This is a genomic window from Streptomyces hirsutus (assembly GCF_001418415.1).
GTDB classification, from domain to species: Bacteria; Actinomycetota; Actinomycetes; order Streptomycetales; family Streptomycetaceae; genus Streptomyces; species Streptomyces hirsutus.
In genome coordinates this window covers 1-5835 of record NZ_LIQT01000193.1, presented here as the reverse complement: position 1 = coordinate 5835, position 5835 = coordinate 1, and the positions used below count along the sequence as shown (strand labels likewise).

The 5835-nt window shown below is 72.3% G+C and carries 8 protein-coding genes; 6 read left to right on the top strand and 2 right to left on the bottom strand.

Annotated features, from left to right (window positions below):
* The first annotated feature begins 16 nt into the window (after positions 1-16).
* The 4 genes from AOK11_RS15370 to AOK11_RS39940 all read left to right on the top strand — a co-directional run bounded on the left by AOK11_RS15370 (position 17) and on the right by AOK11_RS39940 (position 3196).
* Positions 17-1870 carry an FUSC family protein gene (locus tag AOK11_RS15370; protein WP_055594278.1) on the top strand — a complete coding sequence of 618 codons (1854 nt, stop codon included), beginning with the start codon at positions 17-19 and terminating at the stop codon, positions 1868-1870.
* A complete protein-coding gene (locus AOK11_RS46195; protein ID WP_276204823.1) occupies positions 1867-1998 on the top strand; it encodes a hypothetical protein in 132 nt (43 codons plus the stop codon). The genes AOK11_RS15370 and AOK11_RS46195 overlap by 4 nt, the downstream gene beginning before the upstream one ends.
* A 103-nt stretch (positions 1999-2101) precedes the next feature.
* Complete coding sequence (locus AOK11_RS15365) at positions 2102-2800, top strand: DUF899 domain-containing protein (protein ID WP_055594277.1); 699 nt, start codon at positions 2102-2104, stop codon at positions 2798-2800.
* A 210-nt stretch (positions 2801-3010) separates the two neighbouring features.
* Positions 3011-3196, top strand: a complete 186-nt coding sequence (locus AOK11_RS39940) for a hypothetical protein (RefSeq protein WP_079034860.1) — start codon at positions 3011-3013, stop codon at positions 3194-3196.
* Between the two features lie 54 nt (positions 3197-3250).
* Here AOK11_RS39940 and AOK11_RS15360 read toward each other — a convergent pair whose 3' ends face one another.
* Entirely contained in the window at positions 3251-3679 is a 429-nt protein-coding gene (locus AOK11_RS15360; protein ID WP_055594276.1) for a hypothetical protein, read from the bottom strand.
* Positions 3676-4395, bottom strand: a complete 720-nt coding sequence (locus AOK11_RS15355; RefSeq protein WP_388216364.1) for an ATP-binding protein — start codon at positions 4393-4395, stop codon at positions 3676-3678. The genes AOK11_RS15360 and AOK11_RS15355 overlap by 4 nt, the downstream gene beginning before the upstream one ends.
* A 200-nt stretch (positions 4396-4595) precedes the next feature.
* Here AOK11_RS15355 and AOK11_RS15350 point away from each other — a divergent pair, with 200 nt between their 5' ends.
* Together AOK11_RS15350 and AOK11_RS15345 are read left to right on the top strand one after the other, a co-directional pair.
* A complete protein-coding gene (locus tag AOK11_RS15350) occupies positions 4596-5456 on the top strand; it encodes a helix-turn-helix domain-containing protein (RefSeq protein ID WP_055594274.1) in 861 nt (286 codons plus the stop codon).
* Entirely contained in the window at positions 5457-5762 is a 306-nt protein-coding gene (locus tag AOK11_RS15345; protein ID WP_055594273.1) for a DUF397 domain-containing protein, read from the top strand. It begins immediately after the preceding gene.
* Positions 5763-5835 lie beyond the last annotated feature (73 nt).

Here is a 5835-nt window from a genome sequence, read left to right as displayed (position 1 = left end):
AGACGACTGGAGCACCGTGTCCCGCACCACGCCCGCCGTACCTCTCTGGCTCGCCCACGCCCTGCGGGCCCAGCGCGGACCGGTCCCGTGGAGCGCGGTCACGCGGGGAGTGCTGGGCGGCGGGCCCCTGCTGGTCGCCGCCGTCCTCGCCGGGCATCCCACCCTCGGCGTGGTCGCCGCCATCGGTGCCATGTTCGCCGGGATCAACGACCGGCCGGGCAGCCGACGCGTCTCCGTCAGCCGGATCGGAGTACCCGCGCTGGCCGGGGCGGCCGGGCTGCTCGTCGGGACGTACGCGGGGGACCACCTCCCGGCCGTGCTGCTGACGCTGCTGCTGACCGGGTGCGGGCTGGTCGCCGGCGCGGTCAGCGCGCTGGGCCCGATCGGCTCCGCCGCCGGGATCCAGCTGCTCGTCGGGGCCGCCGTCGGCGCCGGAATGCCCCTGCCCGAACCCGGATGGCAGCGGGCGCTCGCCCTCCTCGCCGGAGCCGCGTGGCTGCTCCTGCTCCGGCTGGCGCTGCCCACCCCGGGGTCCCTCGCCGGGGACTTCCGGTTCGACGGCGAACGGCACGCCGTGGCCGGTGTGTACGAGGCCGTCGCCGCGCTGCTCGACGCCACCGGCTCACCCACCGCCATCGCACGGCGCGCCGCGCTCACCGCCGCCCTCGACCATGCGCAGGACGCGCTGGCCGGACCCCGGCTTCGGCGGTACGCCAGTTCCGCGGCCGAACGGCGACTGCACGCGCAGTACGCCGCCGCGCTGCCGCTGGCCGAGGCCGCGACCGCGCTGGCCTGGGCCGGGGAGGCCGTACCGGCCCGCGCGTCCGAAGGGCCCCGGCGGCTCGCCGTCGCCGTGCGCGGCGGCGCCTCCACCGGGCCGCTGCCCGCGCCCTCCCGGTCCGTCCCCGCACTGCGGGCCCTCGACGACGCCCTCCTGCGCGCCGCCGTGGCCTTCGACCGGGCCGACGGCGGTGACCTGCACACGCGCCGCCGGTCCCGCGCCGCTCTCACCCGTACCGTCCTCGGCACCCGGGGTCAGGAGTACGGCCTGCGGGTCGCCCTCTGCTTCGGTGTGAGCGTCGCCGTCGCCCAGGCCCTGTACCACGCCCGCTGGTACGGGCAGCACGACCACTGGTACTGGCTGCCCGTCACCGCCGTCTTCCTCGTCAAGCCCGACCTCGGTCCGCTCGCCTCCCGGGTGCTGAACCGTGCTGCCGGAACCGTGCTCGGGGCGCTCCTCTTCGCCGGGTTCGCCGCCGTGCTGCCCCGGCCGGAAGGGCTCATCGCGCTGGTGGCGGTCAGTGGGGCGCTCATCCCGGTCGCCGCCCGGCACTTCGCCGCGCAGACCACCGTCGTCACCGTGCTCGTGCTCGCCCTGGTGATGGTGGGCGGTGAACCGCAGGCCTCCGTGGCACGGATCGGCGAGACACTGCTGGCCTGCGCCATCGTGCTCGTCGTCGGACACCTGCCGATGCCCGTGCGGCGCGGCGGCGCCCTCCGCGCCCGGCTCGCGGAAGCGGAGGACGCCGCGCACGCGTACCTCACCCATGTGCTCGGCGCGTCCGACGACCGCGCCGCCCGCTGGACCCTGCGCCGCGAGGCCTACCGCACCCTCGCCGAGGCCCGCGGCGCCATCGCCCTGGCCTCCGCCGAGCTCCCCGCGCTCGCCCGGCACTCCCACGGCACGGACGAGGTCGCCGCCCTGCTCGAACAGCTCGTCGACACCACCACCGCCTGCGCCGTCCACCTGGACGACACGGGCCGGCTCGACGCCCGTCACACCGAGCGGCTCGCCGAACTGCGGGACGCGCTCGCGGGGCGCCACGGGGGCGTCGGGGTCCGGCTGCCGGAGTCGCCCGTCGCCGGGTGAGCGACGTCCGCACCACCGTCGTCGACGGGCGGCATGGCCAGGAGTACGACACCTGGGCATCCGACGAGCACCGGACGAGCACCGGACGAGCACCGGACGAGCGCCGGACGAGCGCCCGGCGGACGTGAGCGGCCGGTCCGGAAAATCTTGGGACCGGGCGGGCGAGTTCCGATGAGTTCCGGTGACGGCGCCGGTCACCTCTTGCAACGGGACCGTTGCACAGGAGGAACCATGTCGCTTCCGGAGATCGTCTCGCGCGCCGACTGGCGCGCGGCGCGTGCGGAACTGCTGGTCAAGGAAAAGGTCGTCACCCGCGCGAAGGACGCGCTCAACGCCGAGCGGCGCCGGCTGCCCATGGTCGAGATCGACCGGGAGTACGTGTTCGAGGGCGGTGACGGCAAGGCCACGCTGCTCCACCTGTTCGAGGGGCGCCGGCAGCTCGTCGTGTACCACTTCATGTTCGCGCCCGAGTGGGACGCCGGGTGCCGCAGCTGCTCCGGGTTCCTGGACCAGATCGGGCACCTCGCCCATCTGAAGGCCCGCGACACCACCTTCGCGGTCGTCTCCCGGGCGCCGTACCCGAAGATCCTTCCGTTCAAGGCGCGGATGGGCTGGACGCTGCCCTGGTACTCCTCCTACGCCGACGACTTCAACGAGGACTTCGAGGCCACCCTCGAACACGACGGGGAGCTGGTCGAGCGGCCGGGCCTCAGCTGCTTCCTGCGGGACGGGGACCGCGTCTTCCACACGTACTCGACCTACGAACGCGGCCTCGACGGACTCGGCTCGACCACCACCCTGCTGGACCTCACGGCGCTCGGCAGGCAGGAGGAGTGGGAGAAACCCGAGGGGCGCGCGTCGGCTTTCGGGGCCCCGGCGGGCAGCGAACGCATCCGCTATCACGACGAATACGACGAGTACGACGGGTAAGACGGGTAAGACGAATGGGGCGAGTGCGATGAGTGTGATGAGTGCGGAACCTCGTACGGATGGTGACCGCATGTCCGAGAGAGCGGAGAGTGCGCCCCCCTGCTGGTGGTGAACGGGTGTCAACCACGTCTCAGTGGCGTCACTGGGCGAGGCGTTCTCCCGTCGTCGGCGTTTCACTCTACGAGTGCGATGCCGAAGGAGAGGCAGCAGGTGAACGGGCGAACGGTGCTTGAAAGCTTTCCCGCGGGCGGGCCGCGGGGGTCCTGGCCCGCGGAGGAGTTCGCGCGGGCGCGGCGCATGGAGGGCCTGCCCGCCGAGGTCGTCATGGACCTCGCGACCGACATGTTCCTGGTGATCGTCCGCGGTGGCGACGGCAGCGCGGACGCGGCCGCGTGAGCCCGCACGGGCCACGGCAGGGCGGTGGGCGGCGCCGCGTGAGGCCCGGGAGCCCTACGCGGTGACTGGGCGGGACCAGCTCGGGGTCGTGTCCGTCAGGCGGCACACCGCCAGGTAGAGCGGTATCGGCGGAGTGTACGGAAGGGTGCCGTCGGGGCGGTGGATCAGGCAGGGGAGGTCCGGAGCGTCCGGCACGACGGCCCCCGTGTCGTACCGCGCGGGGGCGGGCCACTCCAGGGCGTAGTCCGAATCGGACGGAACCAGCCACCACCAGTGCGCCTCATCGGCGTAAACGCACCCCACCCGTGGCAGCCGGGGCATGACCAGCGGGCCGAAACGGGCCGGCACCGCCACCGCGTCGCAGCCCATCGGCGCCGTCATCCCCTCGGGGACGGGCAGGCGCAGGAGCGGTGCGGCCGGATTCCGCAGCCCGCGCTGGAGGCGCACCAGCGTGTTCAGGCTCAGGGTCCGCGTGCCCGTCACACCCGTCCCCCGTCCCGGCGGTACTGGCGCGGGGTCGTGTGCTGACGGGGAGGTGTGTGCGAGGCGGTCGGGGCCGCTCCGTGACGGTGCCGCTGCTCGGATTCCCCGTCCTCGTCCTGGCCGCCGGCCGGGTCCGGCTTGGGGCGCTCGCCCCAGCCGAGGTCGTTCCGCGGCCCGTCGGACGGAAGCGGCGTGTCGGCCTTGCGGGGCAGCTCGGCCCAGACCAGCAGTCCGGGGCCCTGTTCGTGGGCGCCCCAGGCGTGACACATGGCGTCGACGAGAAGCAGTCCCCTGCCGTGCTCCTCCTCCGGCTGCTGCCGGGTGTTCGCACGGGGCCGGCCGGGGGCGCAGCCCTCGTCCCGCACGGCTATGCGCACCAGGTCGTCGCCGTCGTGCAGCTCGCAGACTATGTGACTGCTCGCCGTGTGCACGATGGCGTTGGTGACGAGTTCGGAGACGACCAGAGCCGCTGTGTCGCAGGTGTCCTCGCACACCGACCAACCGGTCAGCCGGGCCCTCGTCAGGCGTCTGGCCTGCGCGGGAGAACCCGGATGGGCGGCCAGTTCGAAGCGGAACCGGCGCTGGACAACAGCCCCTGCGGGGTCGGCGGCTCCCGAGGCGGGGCCGAGACCGAAGGGGCGCGCAGCGGCGTCTGTTCCTAAGGGCACGGACGGAATCACGCTTGCCACTATCGCCCCGCCGTGCACACTTGGCAAGTGTCACTCTGAAAAATCCAGAGTGCTGTGTGACGGTCTGGACGGCCGTGGCACACTGCTCGCAACAGCACCCCGCGCGGCGCCAGTTGAGGTCATCGAAGAAGTATTCGATTGGTCTCGGATTGGCGCCGCAGGGCTGTCGGGGCTGTCAGAGCTGCCGGCTTCGGGAACGTCCCGAAACCTTTTCGTGGAGGTGGAGCGTGAGCGAACCGCGGTCCGCGCCGACGGTCGGCCAGGTCGTCCTCGGCCGGCGACTGCTGGATCTGCGGGAAAGCGCCGGCCTCAAGCGTGAGGAGGCCGCACGCGTCCTGCGCGTCGCCCCCGCCACGGTCCGGCGCATGGAGATGGCCGAGGTCGCGCTCAAGATTCCGTATCTCCAGCTTCTGCTGAAGGCGTACGGGGTCTCCGACAGCGAGGCCGACGCCTTCGTACAGCTGGCGGAGGACGCCAACCGGCCCGGCTGGTGGCAGCGCTTCCACGAGATCCTGCCCGGCTGGTTCTCGATGTACGTCAGTCTCGAGGGCGCGGCTACGCTCATCCGCAGCTACGAGCCCCACTTCGTCCCCGGTCTGCTGCAGACCGAGGACTACGCACGTGGCGTGCTGCTCTCGGGTGCCATCGGGCAGACCCGGCCCGAGGACATCGAGGGACACGTCGCCCTGCGCATGCAACGGCAGGATCTGCTCACCCGTGACGACGCAGCCCGGCTGTGGGTCGTGATGGACGAGACGGCGCTGCGCCGCCCGGTCGGCGGCCCGGAGGTGATGCGTGCCCAGATCGACAGACTTCTCGAGGCCACGAAGCTGCCCAACGTGACGCTCCAGGTCGCCCCGTTCGCCAGTGGGCCGCACCCCGGCACGTACGGGCCGTTCGTGCTGTTCCGATTCGCCATGCCCGAACTGCCGGACATGGTCTACAGCGAGTACCTGACCGGCGCCGTCTACCTGGACGCGCGTGCCGAGGTGGCGACCCACCTCGAGGTCATGGACCGCATGGCGGCGCAGGCCGCTACAGCACATCGCACGAAGGTGATCCTCAGGGATCTCCGCAAGGAGCTGTGAATGAATCACATCAAACCCCTGTCCCTGTCCTTGACCTCACCCTTGCCGGTGCACCCGCCCCGGGTCCGCGCCGGACGGATCTACAACGGCATGCCCGCGCGCGAACTGGGCAGCGAGGGCTGGCACAAGCCGTGGAGCGGTGGCAACGGCGGCAACTGCCTGGAGGCGATGAAGCTCGACGACGGCCGGATCGCCGTACGGCAGTCCACCGACCCGGACGGACCGGCGCTCATCTACACCTCGGCCGAGATGACGGCCTTCATCGAAGGAGCCAAAGCGGGAGAGGCGGATTTCCTGCTGTCCTGACCCTTGCCGACCGTCCTACCGTTGCTTCCCGGCGTACACCCGATGTTGCTTGTTCCCCCTCCCGCCCTCCTTC